Source organism: Pseudomonas sp. B7(2017) (assembly GCF_002112745.1).
Taxonomy (GTDB): Bacteria; Pseudomonadota; Gammaproteobacteria; order Pseudomonadales; family Pseudomonadaceae; genus Aquipseudomonas; species Aquipseudomonas ekonensis.
Genome location: NZ_NEIP01000002.1, coordinates 538,586 through 556,608 on the forward strand (window position 1 = coordinate 538,586; position 18,023 = coordinate 556,608).

Below are 18,023 nucleotides of genomic sequence, written 5' to 3' on the forward strand. Positions count from 1 at the left end.
CGGCACAAGAGAGCCGCATTAGCCTGAGTCGATCTGCACGAACCACCGCCGTGCCTGCGGCGGCAGATTGCTCGACCCCATAACCTCCATGAATATGCGGGCGTGCCCATGATTACCCTGAAACTCAACGGTCAAGACCATCAACTCGATGTCGGCGAAGACATGCCGCTGCTGTGGGCGATCCGTGACGTCGCCGGCTACAACGGCACCAAGTTCGGCTGCGGCATGGGCCTGTGCGGTGCATGCACCATCCATATCGACGGTTCGCCAGCCCGCAGCTGCATCACGCCGATCGGTTCGGTGGCCGGGCAGGACGTGACCACCCTCGACAACCTGCATGCCGACCCGGTGGGCCGGATCGTCCAGCAGGCCTGGCTCGACACCGCCGTGGCCCAGTGCGGTTACTGCCAGGGCGGGCAGATCATGTCCGCCACCGCGTTGCTCAAGGTAAACCCGAACCCTAGCGACGAGCAGATCGAAGAGGCGATGGTCGGCAACATTTGCCGCTGCGGCACCTACAACCGGATCAAGACCGCCATCCGCCAGGCGTCCACCCACCTGAAGGAGGCCAAGGCATGAGCCGTCTACCCAACGATTTCGCCCTGAGCAACCTCAGCCGCCGGGGCTTTCTCAAAGGCGTCGGCGCGACCGGCGCCCTGGTGCTGGCGGCGAGCTGGGGCTGGCAGGACGCTTTGGCCGAGGACAAGCCCAAGCAGTTCGGCGCCGACGGCATGCCCAACGGCTGGGTGGACGACCCGAAGGTCTACGTCAGCATCGCCGCCGACGGCACGGTGACGGTGGTGTGCAACCGTTCGGAAATGGGCCAGGGCGTGCGCACCAGCCTGTCCCTGGTGGTCGCCGACGAACTGGAAGCCGACTGGGCCCATGTGAAAGTGCAGCAGGCGCCCGGTGACGAGGTGCGTTTCGGCAACCAGGACACCGACGGTTCGCGCAGCATGCGCCACTGGTACGAGCCGATGCGCCGTTGCGGCGCCGCCGCCCGCACCATGCTCGAACAGGCGGCCGCCGCCCAGTGGAAGGTGCCTGTGAGCGAATGCCATGCGCAACTGCACAAGGTCATTCACAAACCGTCCGGGCGCGAGCTGGGCTATGGCGAACTCGCTGCCGCCGCCAGTGCGTTGGCGGTGCCGGCCCGTGACGGCCTGCGGCTCAAGCAGCCGTCGGAGTTCCGCTACATCGGCAAGGAAGGCACCAAGGCCATCGACGGCGCCGACATCGTCAACGGACGTGCCGTGTACGGGGCCGACGTGCATTTCGACGGCATGCTGTTCGCCGTCATCGCCCGGCCGGCAGTGTATGGCGGCACGGTCCGCTCGGTGGACGACAGCGCCGCACTGAAAGTGCCGGGGGTGCTCAAGGTCATCCGGATCGACGGCCGTCCGCTGCCTTCGGAGTTCCAGCCGCTGGGCGGCGTGGCGGTGGTGGCCAGCAACACGTGGGCGGCGCTCAAGGGCCGCGAAGCCCTGAAGATCGAGTGGGACGACGGGCCCAACGCCAGCTACGACTCGGTGGCCTACCGCAAGACGCTGGAAGCCGCTTCGCTGAAGCCGGGCAAGGTGGTGCGCAACACCGGCGACGTCGACAAGGCCATCGCCGCAGCCGCCGGCACCCTGGACGCCTCCTATTACCTGCCGCACCTGGCGCAGGCGCCGATGGAGCCGATGGTCGCCGTCGCCCGCTACAAGGACGGCACCTGCGAAGCCTGGGCGCCGAGCCAGGCACCCCAGGTCACCCGCGAGCGGATCGCCGAGCGTCTGGGCCTGCCGTTCGACAACGTCACCTTCAACGTCACCCTGCTGGGCGGCGGCTTCGGCCGCAAATCCAAACCGGACTTCGTGATCGAAGCCGCGATCCTGGCCAAGGAATTCCCCGGCAAGGCGGTGCGGGTGCAGTGGACGCGGGAAGACGACATCCACCATTCGTATTTCCACACCGTCTCCGCCGAGTACCTCAAGGCCGGCGTGGGCAAGGACGGCCTGCCGTCCGCCTGGCTGCATCGCACGGTGGCGCCGAGCATCAGCGCGCTGTTCGCGCCGGGCATGAACCACGAGGCGGCGTTCGAGCTGGGCATGGGCTTCACCAACATGGCGTACGCGATCCCCAACGTTCGCCTGGAGAACCCCGAAGCCGCCGTGCACACCCGGGTGGGCTGGTACCGCTCGGTGTCCAACATTCCCCATGGCTTCGCGATCCAGAGCTTCGTCGATGAGCTGGCGCACAGGGCCGGTGAGGATCCGCTCAAGTACCAGGTCCGGCTGCTCGGCCCGGATCGGCAGATCGACCCGCGCACCCTGAGCGAAGAGTGGAACTACGGCGAATCCCCGGAGCGCTATCCGATCGACACCGGGCGCATGCGCACCGTGCTGGAGACAGCAGCCAAGGCCGCCGGCTGGGGCCGCAAGCTGCCGAAAGGGCGCGGGCTGGGGTTGGCGGTGCATTACAGCTTCGTCACCTACGTGGCGGCGGTGATCGAAGTCGAGGTAAAGGACGACGGCACGCTGATCGTGCACAAGGCCGACATCGCCGTGGACTGCGGGCCGCAGATCAACCCCGAGCGCATCCGTTCGCAGTTCGAGGGCGCCTGTGTGATGGGGCTGGGCAATGCCGTGTGGGGCGAAATCAGCTTCAAGGACGGCAAGGTGCAGCAGGACAACTTCCATATGTATGAAGTGGCGCGCATGTCCCTGGCGCCGAAGGAGGTCGCGGTGCACCTGGTCACGCCGCCGGGCGACGTGCCGCTGGGCGGCGTCGGCGAACCGGGCGTGCCGCCGATTGCGCCGGCGCTGTGCAACGCGATCTTCGCTGCCACCGGTCAGCGGATCCGCAGCCTGCCGGTGCGCTACCAGTTGCAGGGCTGGCAAAAGGCGCAGGTGTGATGGACAGCGTCGATCTCAACGTCCTGCGCAGCGTGCTTCAGTGGCGCCGCGCCGGGCAGCGGGTGGTGCTGTTCAGCGTGGTGCAGACCTGGGGCACCGCGCCCCGGGCGCCTGGCGCGATGCTGGCGCTGCGTGAGGATGGCGTGGTGATCGGTTCGGTGTCCGGCGGTTGTGTCGAGGACGATCTGATCGCCCGTCTGCACGACGGCCGGATCCCTGCCGACGGGCCGCCGGTGCAGTTGATCACCTATGGCGTGACCCAGGAGGAGGCGGCGCGCTTCGGCCTGCCTTGCGGCGGCACCTTGCGCCTGACCGAGGAGCGGGTCGGTGATCCGGCCTGGGTCGCCGAGCTGATCGCCCGTTGCGATGACCACGAAATCGTCGCCCGGACACTGAATGTCGAGACAGGTGAGGTGACGTTGCAGGCGGCCGGCAAGCAGGATTCGCTGACCTTCGACGGCCGGGTCCTGCGCGCCATCTACGGCCCGCGCTGGCGGCTGTTGTTGATCGGCGCCGGGCAACTGTCGCGTTATGTGGCCGAGATGGCACGGCTGCTGGATTTCGAGGTGCTGATCTGCGATCCACGCACGGAGTTCGTGCAGGATTGGGAAGCGCTGCACGGGCGGTTCGTCCCCGGCATGCCGGACGACGCCGTGCTGAGCATCCAGGCAGACGAACGCACGGCGATTGTGGCGCTGACCCACGACCCGCGCCTCGACGATATGGCGTTGCTCACGGCGCTCGACTCCAGGGCGTTTTACGTCGGCGCCCTCGGCTCGCGGGTCAACAGCCGCAAGCGGCGCGACAACCTGGCTGAGCTAGGCTTGTCGGAACAGGCCATCGCCCGCTTGCACGGGCCGATCGGCCTGCCCATCGGCAGCCATTCCCCGGCGGAGATCGCCTTGTCGTTGCTGGCGGAAATCGTGGCGTTGAAAAACGGTGCCGGGCAGAAACAGAAAGAGGCAATGGAGAGCGTATGAGTCGATCCATCGGCGTGATTGTGCTCGCGGCAGGCGAGGGCAGACGGTTTCGCGAAGTGGCGGGGGCCGACAAGGACAAGCTGCTGGCCGATTGCACCGGGCGTGACGGCGCGGTGCGCTCGGTGATCGAACAGGTGCTGGTGAGTCTGCCGGCGGAACTCGACAGGCGCGTGCTGGTGACCACCGAAGCGCGCCCGCAGGCCATGCGCATGGCGCAGGCGTATGGTTGTGACATCGTCTCGATCGAGTCCACCGGGATGGGCGACAGCATTGCGGCGGGGGTTGCGGCATGTCCTGATCTGGACGGCTGGCTGATTGTGCTGGGCGACATGCCGTTCATCCTGCCGTCCAGCATTGAGCAGGTGGTGGCTGCCGTCGCTGACGATGGCGTCAGTGTGCCGGTGTTCAACGGCGAGTTCGGGCATCCGGTCGGATTTGGTCACGCGTTCGGGCCGAAGTTGCAGGCGCTGTCCGGCGATCGGGGCGCCAGGCGGCTGTTTGAGCAAGGGCGGATGGTGGTGGAGGTGGCGGTGGATGATCCCGGGGTGTTATGGGATATCGATGTGCCGCAGGCGCTGCTTTTCACGCCATCCTGACGTGCCCCTGTAGGAGCGAGCAGGGGATTCACAGTTCGCGAAGGCAAAAAAAGCCCCGCCTGGATCACCAGGCGGGGCTTTTTAACGGCTGTCGGAATCAGACGAGCGGTTTGCTCTCGTGTTCTTTTTCCTCGGACCGTTCGTGCTGCTCGACCGCTTCCTGTACGGAGCGCGGCGCTTCGTCGATCACGGACTCAACCGGCGCAGTGGCTTCTTCGGCGACCGGGGCAGGGGCTGCCTCGACCACGGCTTCAGCGACCGGCTCCACGACGGCAACGGTTGCGGCAGCGGCGGCTGCAGCAGCGGCTTCGGCTTCACGCTTGCGGCGACGCACTTCACGTGGGTCGTTCGGTGCGCGGCCGCTCGGGCTCAGGGCGCTGGCCGGAGCCGCTTCTGCCGCTGGTGCAGCTTCGGCGACGACTGGCGCTTCTTCGACGGCTGGAGCCGGCTCGACAGCCGCTTCCTCTACCTTGGCTTCTTCAACCGGCGCTGCCTCAACGGCAGGCGCAGGCGTTTCGGCGACGGCAGGTTCGGCAGCAGGCTCGGCGGCCCAGTTGAATGCGGTCTGCTCTTCGCGGACTTCACGCACGGTTTCGGTCACGGTTTCAGCGACGGTTTCGACAACCGACTCTTCGACAACGACCGGTGCCTCGGCGACGGCTGGTTCGGCGACCGCTTCAGCCTGAGGCTGTTCTTCGCGGGCCGGAGCCACTTCGACTTCCGGTGCGGCAATCGCTTCCACCGGCGAGGTCGCTTCGACGACCGGCGCTTCCGCTGGTGCAGCGTCCTGGACGGCGGCGGTGGCGCGTTCGGCCTGTTCGTTGGCCTCGGCTTCGGCCGGTGCGCTGATCACGGTGCCGGCGACGGCAGCGGTGACCGCCAGGCCGGCGGCCAGGTCGGCAGCGGCTGGCGTCGGTACGTTTTCGCCGGATTCGGACTCGTCCGAACCTTCGATCACGTTGCCGTTGGCATCACGCTGACGCTCGCGACGGTTGCTGCGACGGCGCTGGCCACGGGAACGGCGGCGTGGGCGGTCGCCTTCGGCGCTTTCCGAACCGTCTTCCGGCAGTTGCTCTTCGCCGACGACCGGTTGTGCGTTCAGTTCCTCTTCCGCCACGGCGGCAGCGGCCTGCTCGGCACGCGGTTGACGCTCTTCACGCGGAGGACGCGGCGCACGCTCTTCGCGTGGCTGACGCGCCGGACGCTCTTCAGCGGCGGCGGCCGGTGCGGCATCCAGAGGCTCGCGCAGTTCGCGCACGCGCTCTTCACGCTCGCCGCGTGGCTTGCGGTCTTCGCGCGGTGCGCGTGGCGCACGTTCTTCACGCGGGGCACGCGGTGCGCGCTCTTCGCGGGCAGCCGGCGCATCGTCACGGGCTTCGCGAGGCTCACGCAGTTCACGTGGCTCACGGGCTTCGCGTGGCTGACGCTCTTCACGAGGCTCGCGCGGTGCACGTTCTTCACGCGGCGCACGCTCTTCGCGCGGCTTGCGGTCTTCGTCGCGGCGACCGTTACGGTTGCGGCTCTGTTGACGGCCGTTGCGGCGTTCTTCGTTGCGGGCCGGGCGTTCGGTGGCCGGTTTTTCGACCGCGACCGGAGCGGCAGGCTCTTCCTTGCTGGCGAACAGGCTGACCAGGGATTTCACCAGGCCCTTGAACAGGCTTGGCTCAGGCGCAGCGACAGGGGCCGGGGCCACAGGGGCCGGGGCGACGGCTTCGGTCGGAACCGGAGCGTTGGCGCGGGCCGGAGCGGTCTTGACGGCCGCTTCCTGGCGTACCAGGGTGCGGGTCGCGGCGGTCGGCTGGGCTTCTTCGGCTTCGGCGGCGGCAGCGGCGATCTCGTAGCTGGACTGGTTGTTCGCCGCTTCCGGGTTGTCGTCGCGCAGGCGCTGAACTTCGAAATGCGGGGTTTCGAGGTGGTCGTTCGGCAGGATGACGATGCGGGCGCGGGTGCGCAGTTCGATCTTGGTGATCGAGTTGCGTTTTTCGTTGAGCAGGAACGCGGCCACCGGGATCGGCACCTGGGCGCGGACTTCGGCGGTGCGGTCTTTCAGGGCTTCTTCTTCGATCAGGCGCAGGATCGCCAGGGACAGCGACTCGACGTCACGGATGATGCCGGTGCCGCTGCAGCGCGGGCAGACGATGCCGCTGCTTTCGCCCAGGGACGGACGCAGGCGCTGACGGGACATCTCCAGCAGGCCGAAGCGCGAGATGCGGCCGATCTGCACGCGGGCGCGGTCGGCTTCCAGGCATTCGCGGACTTTCTCTTCCACGGCGCGCTGGTTCTTGGCCGGGGTCATGTCGATGAAGTCGATGACGATCAGGCCGCCGATGTCGCGCAGGCGCAACTGACGGGCGATCTCTTCGGCGGCTTCAAGGTTGGTCTGCAGGGCGGTCTCTTCGATGTCGCTGCCTTTGGTGGCGCGCGCCGAGTTGATGTCGATGGACACCAGGGCTTCGGTCGGGTCGATGACGATGGAGCCGCCGGACGGCAGTTCGACGACGCGCTGGAAGGCGGTCTCGATCTGGCTTTCGATCTGGAAACGGTTGAACAGCGGCACGCTGTCTTCGTACAGCTTGATCTTGCTGGCGTACTGCGGCATCACCTGGCGGATGAAGGTCAGGGCTTCGTCCTGGGCTTCGACGCTGTCGATCAGCACTTCGCCGATGTCCTGGCGCAGGTAGTCGCGGATGGCGCGGATGATGACGTTGCTTTCCTGGTAGATCAGGAACGGCGCGGAACGGTCCAGCGAGGCTTCCTTGATGGCGGTCCACAGCTGCAGCAGGTAGTCGAGGTCCCACTGCATCTCTTCGCTGCTGCGGCCAAGGCCTGCGGTGCGCACGATCAGGCCCATGTCGGCCGGAGCCACCAGGCCGTTCAGCGCTTCGCGCAGTTCGTTGCGCTCTTCGCCTTCGATGCGGCGGGAGATGCCGCCGGCACGCGGGTTGTTCGGCATCAGGACGAGGTAACGGCCGGCCAGGCTGATGAAGGTGGTCAGGGCGGCGCCCTTGTTGCCACGCTCTTCTTTCTCGACCTGGACGATGACTTCCTGGCCTTCGCTCAGGACGTCCTTGATGTTGACGCGGCCTTCGGGGGCTTTCTTGAAGTATTCGCGGGAGATTTCCTTAAGGGGCAGGAAGCCGTGGCGCTCGGAGCCGAAATCGACGAAGGCGGCCTCGAGGCTAGGTTCGATGCGAGTGATGCGGCCCTTGTAGATGTTGGCCTTCTTCTGCTCGCGGGCACCGGACTCGATGTCCAGGTCGTAGAGGCGCTGGCCGTCTACCAGGGCAACACGCAACTCTTCGGGTTGAGTTGCGTTAATCAGCATTCTTTTCATGTAGTACCGTCGGTTTCCGGGCTGCCGGAAACGGCGTTCGGCACACACGACTTCTCACGGTCGGTGTCAGGTGCGTCGGGAGTGGCTGGCCATTCCCGTGTCCAGCGATGTCCGGCCTGTGGCGCGGGTATCGCGACGTACGCGTCCTGCTTGCTGTGGCTACTTAAGCACTCAGTCAGGAGGAGGAATCAACCGGCGGCTGCGGACGGGATGAAGCGTCTTGATAAAGCCTGTCGCTACGCAGTCCAGCGGTTGTGCATCTCCACCCTACACGTATCCCTGATAATTCGGGTGCTGCCGCGCGCAGAATCCGCAGCGGGTTGGCATTTACCGTGAGCTCCGGTTTGGGGAGGTCACGCATCATGGCTTTTCAGGCGATGTTTCCGACGCCTTCGCTCGGGGTCATCCGCAGACGACTGCACTTTGTGAACTGGCCGTGAATATGGCGCGCCTGGCGAGTGGAAACTCTGCCTGGCGGCGTGAATCAGGCCTCATGTCACCTGCGCTCGTTGCATCTGCAAACTCCACCGTTACGTAGCGAAAGCCCCGTAGGACGGCCTTGCGTCCTGGTGAATTGCGTTGGTCAGGGCCGGTCTTTGACCGTGGTTCCGCTGTCCAGGCCGCTTTTGGCGGCGTTCGCGACTATAGCAGCAATGATTAAGTGCTTCAATTCCATAAAAATTGTTATCATCCGCGCCATGACGACTACGACCCCTCCGACTTCCGGCGTTCAATTGCTTGAGGTCTCGCCGGAATATGCCGGCCAACGAATCGACAATTTCCTTCTCGCCCGCCTCAAGGGTGTGCCCAAGACATTGATTTACCGCATTTTGCGCAAGGGCGAAGTGCGCGTGAACAAGGGCCGGATCAAGCCTGAGTACAAGCTGCAGGCCGGCGATGTCGTGCGCGTGCCGCCGGTTCGCGTGCCTGAGCGCGACGAGCCGGTGCCGGTCGCCCAGGGCCTGCTGCAGCGCCTGGAAGAGTCGATCGTCTACGAAGACAAGGCCCTGATCGTGATCAACAAGCCTGCCGGCATTGCGGTCCACGGCGGCAGCGGGCTGAACTTCGGCGTGATCGAGGCCTTTCGTCAGTTGCGTCCGGATGCCAAGGAGCTGGAGCTGGTGCACCGCCTCGACCGCGACACCTCCGGCCTGCTGATGATCGCCAAGAAGCGCAGCATGCTGCGCCACTTGCACGAGCAATTGCGCGGCGACGGCGTCGACAAACGGTACATGGCGCTGGTACGCGGCCATTGGGCCACATCGATCAAGCAGGTGCGGGCGCCGTTGCTCAAGAGCAACTTGCGTTCCGGTGAGCGCATGGTCGAGGTCAACGACGAGGGCAAGGAAGCGTTGACCGTGTTCAAGGTGCTGCGTCGCTTCGGCGAGTTCGCGACCATGGTCGAGGCCAAGCCGGTGACCGGGCGTACCCACCAGATCCGCGTGCACACCCTGCATGCCGGGCATTGCATCGCCGGTGACAGCAAGTACGGCGATGACGATTTCACCAAGGAAATCCGCGAGCTGGGCGGCAAGCGTCTGTTTCTGCATGCGTACATGCTGACGGTGCCGCTGCCTGACGGCGGTGAACTGAAATTGCAGGCCCCGGTGGACGACATGTGGGCCAAGACCGTGGAGCGACTCAGTGCGGCACCCTGACTACGAGCTGCTGATCTTCGATTGGGACGGCACGCTGGCCGATTCCATCGGTCGGATCGTCGAGGCGATGCACGTCGCCTCCGAGCGTTCCGGCTTTGAATTGCGCGATGATTCTGCCGTCAAGGGCATCATCGGGCTGGGGTTGCCCGAGGCGATCCGCACGCTGTACCCGGAGATCGGCGATGATGAACTGATCGCCTTCCGCGGGCACTACGCCGATCACTACATCGCTGCCGAAGCCGTGCCTTCGCCGCTGTTCGAGGGCGTGGCGGAATCGCTGGAATCGTTCCGCGCCGACGGCTACCGCCTGGCGGTGGCGACCGGCAAGGCCCGGCGCGGTCTGGATCGGGTGCTGAGGGCGCACGGCTGGGAAGATTATTTCGATATCACCCGCGCCGCCGACGAGACCGCGAGCAAGCCGCACCCGCTGATGCTTGAGCAGATCCTCGCCCATTGCGGCGTGGAGCCTGCGCAGGCGCTGATGGTCGGGGACTCTTCCTTCGACCTGCAGATGGCGCGCAACGCCGGCATGGGGTCGGTGGCGGTCAGTTACGGCGCTCAGCCGATCGAGGCGTTGCAGGTGTTCGAGCCGCGCCTGGCGATCGATCGCTTTTCCCAATTGCATGCCTGGCTGGGGCAGCAGGCCTAATACGTTTTCGCTGGGGTGGATGGCATGACCGACGAATGGAAAGCACCGGCCAAGGCAAGTGCCGACGACGGTGACGCAAAGAGCTGGAAGCTGCTGGAGAAGACCCTCCTGGCCAGCGTGCAGGAACAACGCCGCTCGCGGCGCTGGGGGATCTTCTTCAAGCTGCTGACGTTCGTGTACTTGTTCGTTGCGTTGATCCTGTTCACGCCGCTGATGGACATGGAAAAGAACGCCACCCGCGGCTCGAACTACACGGCGTTGATCGACATCAACGGCATGATCGCCGACAAGGAGCCGGCCAGCGCCGACAACATCGTCGGCAGCCTGAGGGCGGCGTTCGAGGACAAGAAGGTCAAGGGCGTGATCCTGCGGATCAACAGTCCTGGCGGCAGTCCGGTGCAGTCCGGGTACGTGTACGACGAGATCAAGCGCCTGCGCGGCCTCAATCCGGACACCAAGCTGTATGCGGTGATTTCCGATCTCGGGGCGTCCGGTGCCTACTACATCGCCAGTGCGGCGGACCAGATCTATGCCGACAAGGCCAGTCTGGTGGGCTCCATCGGCGTGACGGCGGCGGGTTACGGCTTCGTCGGCACCATGGAGAAGCTGGGGGTCGAGCGTCGCACCTACACTTCTGGTGAGCACAAGTCATTCCTGGATCCGTTCCAGCCGCAGAAGCCTGAAGAGACCGCGTTCTGGCAAGGTGTGCTGGACACGACGCATCAGCAGTTCATCAACAGCGTCAAGAAGGGGCGTGGCGACCGGCTCAAGGACAAGGAGCACCCTGAGCTCTTTTCCGGCCTGGTCTGGTCCGGCGAGCAGGCCTTGCCGCTGGGGTTGATCGACGGGCTGGGCAACGCCAGTTCGGTGGCCCGTGACGTGATCGGCGAAAAGGAGTTGGTGGACTTCACGGTGCAGGAATCGCCGTTCGACCGTTTCTCCAAGAAGCTCGGCGCCAGCGTGGCCGAGCAGTTGGCGATGTGGATGGGCTTTCACGGTCCGTCGCTGCGCTGAGCGCTCGCTGACAACGGAAACCGGCCTTGAGGGCCGGTTTTTTGTGGTCAAGGGATTTGCACGCCCTCGGCCAGCAGCATGTCGGTCAGGCGGATCAGCGGCAGGCCGACCAGGCTGGTGGCGTCCGGGCCTTCGGTGCGCTGGAACAGGCTCACGCCCAGGCCTTCGGCCTTGAAGCTGCCGGCGCAGTCGTACGGCTGCTCGGCGCGCAGGTAGCGTTCGATGCGGGCTTCGTCCAGGGTGCGCATGTGCACGGTGAAAGGGATGCAGTCGATCTGGCAGTGGCCTGTGCGGCTGTTGAGCAGGGCCAGGCCGGTGAGGAAGGTGACGCCGGCGCCGCTGGCGGCCAGCAGTTGTTCGCGGGCCTTTTCGAAGGTGTGCGGCTTGCCGATGATGCGCTCGCCGAGCACGGCGACTTGGTCGGAACCGATGATCAGGTGGTCGGGGTGGCTGCCGGCAAGGGCGCGGGCCTTCTGTTCGGCGAGGCGTTTGACCAGCTCGGTGGCGGACTCGCCCGGGCGGTGGCTTTCGTCGATGTCCGGCGAGCGGCAGGTGAACGGCAGGCGCAGGCGGCTGAGCAATTCCCGGCGGTACGTCGAGCTTGAAGCGAGTAATAAAGGCAGCATTCGCGTCTCCTGAGGCAGGGGCGGGATTCTAGCGGAGGCAGGCAACTGACGGACAGGGCGGAATTTCCTTTGACATGGGCGGGGGCATCCCTATAATGCTGCGCCTATGTTGAATGACCCGATTCCACCTCACGTTGACCCGCGCAAATTGGCTGATCGTGGCGCCACCCTTCAAGGTGAGCTGCTGCTGGCCGATTTGGAGAGACTCTGCGACCCGCTTTCCGACGATGTCGGTACGGTGCAGGCCAAATTCGTTTTTGAACGAGATGAACGTAATGCCGTGGTGATCCACAGCGTTATCGACACTGAAGTCAAAATGGTTTGCCAGCGTTGTCTTGAGCTGGTCACCCTGCCGATCCACAGCGAATGCAGTTACGCGGTGGTGAAGGAGGGTGCGAATACCCAGTCGTTACCGAAAGGTTATGACGTGCTGGAACTGGGCGAAGATCCTTTGGATCTGCAGTCACTGATCGAGGAAGAGCTTCTGCTCGCCTTGCCCATTGTGCCTGCTCATCATCCGGAAGAATGCCAGCAGCCGGCGGGCGCAGATGAGCCCGAGCCGAGCGAGGACGAGGTAACGCGGTCCAACCCGTTCAGTGTATTGGCGCAGTTAAAGCGTGACCCAAACGTTTAGGAGTTAATCAATTATGGCTGTTCAGCAGAACAAAAAATCCCGCTCTGCCCGTGACATGCGCCGTTCGCACGACGCTCTCGAGGCGAACGCTCTGTCCGTGGAAAAAACCACCGGTGAAGTACACCTGCGTCACCACGTATCGCCAGAAGGCGTATACCGTGGCCGTAAAGTGATCGACAAGGGCGCCGACGAGTAATCACTTGTCCGCTCAAGTCATCGCGATTGACGCAATGGGCGGGGACTTCGGTCCCCGCAGCATTGTTCAGGCCAGCCTCGCTTGCCTCTCCGCCACACCCTCGCTGCACCTGACCCTCGTCGGTCAACCCTCCCTGCTTGAAGAACTGCTCAGCGGCCAGTCGGCTGCGGATCGCTCGCGCCTGACGATCATGCCGGCGTCCGAAGTCGTCACCATGGACGAAAAACCCGCCCAGGCCCTGCGCGGCAAACCGGACTCGTCGATGCGCGTCGCCCTTGAGCTGCTGCGCGACGGCAAGGCCCAGGCCTGCGTCAGCGCCGGCAACACCGGCGCGCTGATGGCGCTCTCCCGCTTCGTGCTCAAGACCTTGCCCGGCATTGACCGTCCGGCGATGGTCGCGGCCATCCCGACCCAGACAGGCTATTGCCAGCTGCTCGACCTGGGCGCCAACGTCGACTGCAGCGCCGAGCATCTGCTGCAGTTCGCGGTGATGGGCTCGGTGGCGGCGCAGACCCTGGGCATCGCCCGTCCGCGGGTGGCGTTGCTGAACATCGGCACCGAAGACATCAAGGGCAACCAGCAGGTCAAGCTGGCGGCCACGCTGCTGCAGGCGGCCCGGGGCATCCATTACATCGGGTTCGTCGAGGGGGACGGGCTGTACCGGGGCGAGGCGGATGTCGTGGTGTGCGACGGCTTCGTGGGCAACATCCTGCTCAAGTCCAGCGAAGGCCTGGCGGCGATGATCGCGGCGCGGATCGAGGCGCTGTTTAGGAAAAACCTGGCGTCCCGTGCGATCGGCGCGCTGGCGTTGCCGTTGATGAAGCGTTTGCAGGCCGATCTGGCGCCGGCACGGCACAACGGCGCGAGTTTCCTCGGGTTGCAGGGCATTGTGGTGAAAAGTCACGGTTCGGCAGGGGTGCAGGGCTTTCAGAGCGCCATTCAGCGTGCCCTGATCGAAATTCAGGAGAACCTGCCCGAGCGTCTTCACGGTCGTCTGGGTGATTTGTTGTCTTAGGCGTTTTCGTCGGACAATGCTTAAATGTGACCGCCCGGTTCAAAGGGCCATCCAACTGTCAGTTTCTTGCGTCCCCCGGCGGGGCGCCAATTCTTCGACGACAAGATCATTAGGGGCTTGTTACATGTCTGCTTCCCTCGCATTCGTCTTTCCAGGACAGGGTTCGCAGTCCCTCGGCATGCTGGCCGAGCTGGGCGCGGAACATCCGTTGATCCTCGAAACCTTCAAAGAGGCCTCCGACGCCTTGGGCTACGACCTCTGGGCATTGACCCAGCAGGGCCCGGAAGAGCTGCTCAACCAGACCGACAAAACCCAACCCGCCATCCTGACCGCCTCCATCGCCCTGTGGCGTCTGTGGCTGGCTGAAGGCGGCGCGCGTCCGGCGTTCGTCGCCGGCCACAGCCTGGGCGAGTACAGCGCGCTGGTCGCCGCCGGCAGCCTGAGCCTGGCCGATGCGGTCAAGCTCGTCGAGCGCCGCGGCCAACTGATGCAGGAAGCGGTTCCGGCCGGCCAGGGCGGCATGGCCGCCATCCTCGGCCTGGAAGACGCTGACGTGCGGGCTGCCTGCGCCGAAGCGGCACAGGGCGAAGTGGTCAGCGCAGTCAACTTCAACTCGCCGGGCCAGGTGGTGATCGCCGGCGCCAAGGCAGCCGTCGACCGCGCCATCGAGCTCTGCAAGGCCAAGGGCGCCAAGCGTGCCATGCCGCTGCCGGTCAGCGTGCCGTCGCACTGCGAGCTGATGCGTCCGGCCGCCGAGCGCTTCGCCGAAGCCGTCGCCGCCATCGATTGGCAGGCGCCGCAGATCCCGGTGGTGCAGAACGTCAGCGCGCAGGTGCCGGCGGATCTGGACACCCTCAAGCGCGATCTGCTGGAGCAGCTGTACAAGCCGGTGCGTTGGGTCGAGTCCGTGCAGACCCTGGCCGCCCATGGCGCCACCAGCCTGGTCGAATGCGGTCCGGGCAAAGTCCTGGCCGGTCTGAACAAGCGCTGCGCCGAAGGCGTATCGACCTCCAACCTCAACACCCCAGACGCTTTCGCTGCCGCCCGCGCAGCGCTGGCCTGAATCAGGAGAAGCTTGCATGAGTCTGCAAGGTAAAGTTGCACTGGTCACCGGCGCCAGCCGTGGCATCGGCCAGGCCATCGCCCTGGAACTGGGTCGTCAAGGCGCCATCGTCGTCGGCACCGCGACCTCCGCCTCGGGCGCCGAGCGCATCGCCGCCACCCTGAAGGAACACGGCATCCAGGGCACCGGCCTGGAACTCAACGTCACCAGCGACGAATCGGTCAGCGCGGTGCTGGCAAGCATCCAGGAGCAGTTCGGCGCGCCGGCGATCCTGGTCAACAATGCCGGCATCACCCGTGACAACCTGATGATGCGCATGAAAGACGACGAATGGTACGACGTGATCGATACCAACCTGAACAGTCTGTATCGCCTGTCCAAGGGCGTTCTGCGCGGCATGACCAAGGCGCGTTGGGGTCGGATCATCAGTATCGGCTCGGTGGTGGGTGCCATGGGCAACGCCGGGCAAGTAAACTATGCGGCCGCCAAGGCCGGTCTGGAAGGTTTCAGCCGTGCGATGGCTCGTGAAGTCGGTTCGCGTTCGATTACGGTCAACTCGGTGACCCCAGGGTTCATCGATACCGATATGACCCGCGAGCTGCCGGAAGCGCAGCGTGAAGCCTTGCAGACGCAAATTCCGCTGGGTCGTCTGGGGCAGGCTCAAGAGATCGCATCCGTGGTCGCTTTCCTTGCCTCCGACGGCGCGGCATACGTGACCGGGGCTACAATCCCGGTGAACGGCGGGATGTACATGTAAGACAAATGTGACGGATTGCTTCAAAAAAATGTCATACGAGCTGTCTAAAATCCGTTATAAAGCTGCAATCTATTTTATAGGCAGGGGGCCGCAGGGTTCGAGGAGTGAAGCTTTCAGTTGAAAAGCTGAAAAGCCTTTCTATACACTTACCCACTGGCCAGCTGCCTGAATTTGTCCATTAGGAGTGAAAACAAGGTATGAGCACCATCGAAGAGCGCGTCAAGAAAATCGTTGCCGAGCAACTGGGTGTTAAAGAAGAAGAAGTGAAGAACGAATCTTCCTTCGTTGACGACCTGGGTGCCGACTCCCTTGACACCGTTGAGCTGGTGATGGCTCTGGAAGAGGAATTCGAGACCGAAATCCCTGACGAAGAAGCCGAGAAGATCACTACCGTACAAGCTGCAATCGATTACGTTAACGCTCATCAGGCGTAATAGTTTGTAATCGTTGTTCGCTGTCATGGAAAAACCGCACTGCCATCATGGCGTGCGGTTTTTTCTTTAGGTCTGATGCAAATCGTCATTTGAAAAAGGAGAGTGCTGTGTCGCGTAGACGCGTCGTAGTCACCGGTATGGGTATGTTGTCGCCACTGGGCACGGACGTGCCGAGCAGTTGGCAGGGCATTCTGGCTGGCCGCAGTGGCATTGGTCTGATCGAACACACCGACCTTTCTGCCTATTCCACCCGTTTCGGCGGCTCGGTAAAGGGCTTCAATGTCGAGGAATACCTGTCGGTCAAGGAAGCGCGCAAGCTCGACCTGTTCATTCAGTACGGTCTCGCGGCGGGCTTCCAGGCCGTGCGCAACGCCGGCCTGGAAGTCACCGACGCCAACCGCGAACGCATCGGCGTGGCCATGGGTTCGGGCATCGGCGGACTGACCAACATCGAAGAGACCAGCCGCACGTTGCATGAGACCGGCCCACGCCGGATTTCCCCGTTCTTCGTGCCGGGCTCGATCATCAACATGATTTCCGGTTTCCTGTCGATCCACCTGGGTGCACAGGGCCCCAACTACGCCATCGCGACGGCCTGCACCACCGGCACGCACTGCATCGGCATGGCCGCCCGCAACATCATGTACGGCGAAGCCGACGTGATGATCGCCGGCGGTGCCGAAATGGCCGCCTGCGGCTTGGGCATGGGCGGCTTCGGTGCCTCCCGTGCGCTGTCGACCCGCAATGACGAGCCGACCCGCGCCAGCCGTCCATGGGACAAGGGCCGTGACGGTTTCGTGCTGTCCGACGGCGCCGGCGCCCTGGTGCTTGAAGAGCTGGAGCACGCCAAGGCCCGCGGCGCGACCATCTACGCCGAGCTGATCGGCTTCGGCACCAGCGGCGACGCCTACCACATGACGTCGCCGCCCGCCGACGGCGCCGGTGCCGCGCGCTGCATCACCAATGCGCTGCGCGACGCGAAGATCAACGCCGACCAGGTGCAGTACATCAACGCCCACGGCACCTCGACCCCGGCCGGCGACCTCGCCGAAGCCCAGGCGATCAAGACCGTGTTCGGCGACCATGCCTACCGGCTGGCGGTCAGTTCGACCAAGTCCATGACCGGCCACCTGCTGGGTGCGGCGGGCGCGGTCGAGGCGATCTTCAGCGTGCTGGCGATCAACAGCCAGGTGGCGCCGCCGACGATCAACCTCGATGAGCCGGACGATGGCTGCGACCTCGATTTCGTGCCGCACACCGCGCGTAACATGGACATCGACGTCGTGCTGTCCAACTCCTTCGGGTTCGGCGGCACCAACGGCACGTTGGCGTTCCGTCGGTTCGCCGGCTGATGGACTGCTGGGTCGACGGTCAACCGGCTGACGCACTGTCGCTGAAAGATCGCGGCCTGGCCTACGGCGACGGTCTTTTCGAGACCATCGCCGTGCGGGGCGGGCAACCGTTGCTGCTGGACCGGCATCTGGCGCGTCTGGCCGAAGGCTGTTCGCGCCTGGCCATCGCGGCCGATCCCGAGCGGATCCGCGATGAGCTGTCGAGCTATGCGCTTGCGATGGGGGAGGGTGTGCTCAAGCTCATCCTCACCCGGGGCGACGGCCAGCGCGGTTACGCGCTCGACACGACGGCGCCGGGGCGGCGCATTCTGCAGGCCAGCCCTGCGCCGTCCTATCCCGCCGCCCACGGTGAGCAGGGCATCCGCCTGTTTCCGTGCAGCACGCGCCTTTCCCACCAGCCGCTCCTCGCCGGGCTCAAGCACCTCAACCGACTCGAACAGGTCATCGCCCGCAGCGAATGGCAGGACAGCGAGCACGCCGAAGGCTTGATGCTCGACCAGGCCGGCCGGGTGATCGAGGGTGTGTTCAGCAACCTGTTCCTGGTGCGCGACGGCGTCCTGGTCACGGCGGACCTGAAGCGCTGCGGGGTGGCCGGCGTGATGCGCGCCGAGCTGCTGTCACAGGCCTGTGCCCTCGGAATTGCCACCCAAATCACCGACATCGGCCTCGAACAGCTGCAATGGGCCGATGAAGTGTTTGTCTGCAACAGCGTCTATGGCGTCTGGCCGGTACGTGCCTGCGCTGCACTGAGCTGGCCGGTTGGTCCGCTCACCCGTAAACTGCAAACCATTGCCCGCGCGCTACTGGATGCCTGATTC

Annotated in this window: 17 protein-coding genes; 15 read left to right on the forward strand and 2 right to left on the reverse strand. The window is 64.8% G+C overall.

From position 1 onward, the window contains the following. Nucleotides 1-108 precede the first annotated feature (108 nt). From CAG29_RS05960 to CAG29_RS05975, 4 genes are read left to right on the forward strand one after another with little or no spacing between them, the layout of a single operon-like run. Complete coding sequence (locus tag CAG29_RS05960; protein ID WP_085578132.1) at nt 109-579, forward strand: (2Fe-2S)-binding protein; 471 nt, start codon at nt 109-111, stop codon at nt 577-579. Next, nucleotides 576-2,897 (forward strand): xanthine dehydrogenase family protein molybdopterin-binding subunit, encoded by a 2,322-nt coding sequence (locus CAG29_RS05965; RefSeq protein WP_085693967.1) that lies wholly within the window; start codon nt 576-578, stop codon nt 2,895-2,897. Before CAG29_RS05960 ends, CAG29_RS05965 begins: the two co-directional genes overlap by 4 nt. Continuing rightward, a complete protein-coding gene (locus tag CAG29_RS05970) occupies nt 2,897-3,877 on the forward strand; it encodes an XdhC family protein (RefSeq protein WP_085578130.1) in 981 nt (326 codons plus the stop codon). Before CAG29_RS05965 ends, CAG29_RS05970 begins: the two co-directional genes overlap by 1 nt. After that, complete coding sequence (locus CAG29_RS05975; RefSeq protein WP_085656040.1) at nt 3,874-4,473, forward strand: nucleotidyltransferase family protein; 600 nt, start codon at nt 3,874-3,876, stop codon at nt 4,471-4,473. The genes CAG29_RS05970 and CAG29_RS05975 overlap by 4 nt, the downstream gene beginning before the upstream one ends. A gap of 97 nt (nt 4,474-4,570) precedes the next feature. Here the strand turns inward: CAG29_RS05975 and rne are convergent, their stop codons facing one another. After that, nucleotides 4,571-7,807, reverse strand: coding sequence for a ribonuclease E (rne, locus tag CAG29_RS05980; RefSeq protein WP_085693969.1), 3,237 nt, complete (start codon nt 7,805-7,807; stop codon nt 4,571-4,573). A 698-nt stretch (nt 7,808-8,505) separates the two neighbouring features. Between rne and rluC the strand changes: the two genes are divergently transcribed. From rluC to CAG29_RS06000, 3 genes are read left to right on the forward strand one after another with little or no spacing between them, the layout of a single operon-like run. Further along, nucleotides 8,506-9,465, forward strand: coding sequence for a 23S rRNA pseudouridine(955/2504/2580) synthase RluC (gene rluC / locus CAG29_RS05990; protein WP_085693971.1), 960 nt, complete (start codon nt 8,506-8,508; stop codon nt 9,463-9,465). Next, nucleotides 9,452-10,114 carry an HAD-IA family hydrolase gene (locus tag CAG29_RS05995; protein WP_085578126.1) on the forward strand — a complete coding sequence of 221 codons (663 nt, stop codon included), beginning with the start codon at nt 9,452-9,454 and terminating at the stop codon, nt 10,112-10,114. The genes rluC and CAG29_RS05995 overlap by 14 nt, the downstream gene beginning before the upstream one ends. A 24-nt stretch (nt 10,115-10,138) precedes the next feature. After that, a complete protein-coding gene (locus CAG29_RS06000; RefSeq protein ID WP_085578125.1) occupies nt 10,139-11,128 on the forward strand; it encodes a S49 family peptidase in 990 nt (329 codons plus the stop codon). 47 nt (nt 11,129-11,175) lie between these two features. Here the strand turns inward: CAG29_RS06000 and CAG29_RS06005 are convergent, their stop codons facing one another. Next, nucleotides 11,176-11,754 (reverse strand): nucleoside triphosphate pyrophosphatase, encoded by a 579-nt coding sequence (locus CAG29_RS06005; protein WP_085629687.1) that lies wholly within the window; start codon nt 11,752-11,754, stop codon nt 11,176-11,178. Nucleotides 11,755-11,860: 106 nt separating this feature from the next. Between CAG29_RS06005 and CAG29_RS06010 the strand changes: the two genes are divergently transcribed. The 8 genes from CAG29_RS06010 (at nt 11,861) to pabC (ending at nt 18,020) form a co-directional block, all read left to right on the forward strand. Beyond that, nucleotides 11,861-12,388 carry a YceD family protein gene (locus CAG29_RS06010; RefSeq protein WP_085578123.1) on the forward strand — a complete coding sequence of 176 codons (528 nt, stop codon included), beginning with the start codon at nt 11,861-11,863 and terminating at the stop codon, nt 12,386-12,388. Nucleotides 12,389-12,401: 13 nt separating this feature from the next. After that, nucleotides 12,402-12,584 carry a 50S ribosomal protein L32 gene (gene rpmF, locus CAG29_RS06015; protein ID WP_009406838.1) on the forward strand — a complete coding sequence of 61 codons (183 nt, stop codon included), beginning with the start codon at nt 12,402-12,404 and terminating at the stop codon, nt 12,582-12,584. Nucleotides 12,585-12,588: 4 nt separating this feature from the next. Then, the gene (gene plsX / locus CAG29_RS06020; protein WP_085578122.1) at nt 12,589-13,599 is read left to right on the forward strand and encodes a phosphate acyltransferase PlsX; all 1,011 of its coding nucleotides are present in this window, start codon (nt 12,589-12,591) and stop codon (nt 13,597-13,599) included. Between the two features lie 124 nt (nt 13,600-13,723). Further along, on the forward strand, nt 13,724-14,662 hold the full coding sequence (gene fabD, locus CAG29_RS06025) for an ACP S-malonyltransferase (RefSeq protein WP_085578121.1): 939 nt from the start codon (nt 13,724-13,726) through the stop codon (nt 14,660-14,662). 16 nt (nt 14,663-14,678) lie between these two features. Next, complete coding sequence (gene fabG / locus CAG29_RS06030) at nt 14,679-15,419, forward strand: 3-oxoacyl-ACP reductase FabG (protein ID WP_085578120.1); 741 nt, start codon at nt 14,679-14,681, stop codon at nt 15,417-15,419. Between the two features lie 197 nt (nt 15,420-15,616). Then, a complete protein-coding gene (acpP, locus tag CAG29_RS06035) occupies nt 15,617-15,853 on the forward strand; it encodes an acyl carrier protein (RefSeq protein WP_085578119.1) in 237 nt (78 codons plus the stop codon). Between the two features lie 107 nt (nt 15,854-15,960). Then, entirely contained in the window at nt 15,961-17,205 is a 1,245-nt protein-coding gene (gene fabF, locus CAG29_RS06040) for a beta-ketoacyl-ACP synthase II (RefSeq protein WP_085578118.1), read from the forward strand. Then, nucleotides 17,205-18,020, forward strand: coding sequence for an aminodeoxychorismate lyase (gene pabC, locus CAG29_RS06045; protein ID WP_085693973.1), 816 nt, complete (start codon nt 17,205-17,207; stop codon nt 18,018-18,020). The genes fabF and pabC overlap by 1 nt, the downstream gene beginning before the upstream one ends. The last annotated feature ends 3 nt before the right edge of the window (nt 18,021-18,023 follow it).